Source organism: Cognatilysobacter terrigena (assembly GCF_004361065.1).
Lineage (GTDB): Bacteria > Pseudomonadota > Gammaproteobacteria > Xanthomonadales > Xanthomonadaceae > Cognatilysobacter > Cognatilysobacter terrigena.
This window is the reverse complement of record NZ_SELT01000072.1, coordinates 1-1,169: the sequence shown is the minus strand read 5'-3', so window position 1 is coordinate 1,169 and position 1,169 is coordinate 1. Positions and strand designations below refer to the sequence as shown.

At 66.0% G+C, this 1,169-nt stretch carries 1 protein-coding gene; it reads right to left on the bottom strand.

Annotated features, from left to right (window positions below; all coding sequences use genetic code 11):
* Positions 1–1,169: elongation factor Tu (gene tuf / locus EVS83_RS15405; protein ID WP_133502066.1), on the bottom strand; the 1,169-nt coding region annotated here is incomplete at both ends.

The window sequence follows — 1,169 nt, the reverse complement described above, 5'->3', positions numbered from 1 at the left end:
TCGCCACGACGCCGGCGCCGACGGTGCGGCCGCCTTCGCGGATCGCGAAGCGCAGGCCTTCGTCCATCGCCACCGGGTTGATCAGCGACACCGTCATCTTGATGTTGTCGCCCGGCATGACCATCTCGACGCCGTCCGGCAGCGTGATCGAACCGGTGATGTCCGTCGTGCGGAAGTAGAACTGCGGGCGGTAGCCCTTGAAGAACGGCGTGTGGCGGCCGCCCTCGTCCTTGCTCAGCACGTACACCTCGGCCTCGAACTCGGTATGCGGGGTGATCGAACCCGGCTTCGCGAGAACCTGGCCGCGCTCGACGTCGTCACGCTTGGTGCCGCGCAGCAGCAGACCGGCGTTGTCGCCCGCCTGACCCTGGTCGAGCAGCTTGCGGAACATCTCGACGCCGGTGACCGTGGTCTTCTGCGTCGGACGGATGCCGACGATTTCGATTTCGTCGCCGACCTTGATGATGCCGCGCTCGATACGGCCGGTGACCACCGTGCCGCGACCCGAGATCGAGAACACGTCCTCGACCGGCATCAGGAACGGCTTGTCGATGTCACGCTCCGGCTCCGGAATGAACGTGTCCAGCGCGTCGACCAGCTTGATGATCGCCGGCACGCCGATCTCCGACTGGTCGCCTTCCAGCGCCAGACGGGCCGAGCCCGCGATGATCGGGGTGTCGTCGCCCGGGAAGTCGTACTTCGACAGCAGCTCGCGCACTTCCATCTCGACCAGCTCGAGCAGCTCGGCGTCGTCGACCATGTCGGCCTTGTTCAGGAACACGACGATGTACGGCACGCCGACCTGGCGCGAGAGCAGGATGTGCTCGCGCGTCTGCGGCATCGGGCCGTCCGCGGCCGAGCACACCAGAATCGCGCCGTCCATCTGCGCCGCACCCGTGATCATGTTCTTCACGTAGTCGGCGTGGCCCGGGCAATCGACGTGCGCGTAGTGACGATTCGCGCTTTCGTATTCCACGTGCGCCGTCGAGATCGTGATGCCGCGCGCCTTCTCTTCCGGCGCCGCGTCGATCTGGTCGTAACCCTTGAACTCACCACCAAAACGCTCCGCGCCGATCTTCGTCAGCGCCGCCGTCAGCGTCGTCTTGCCGTGGTCCACGTGACCGATCGTGCCCACGTTCACGTGGGGCTTGGTGCGCTCGAACTTACCC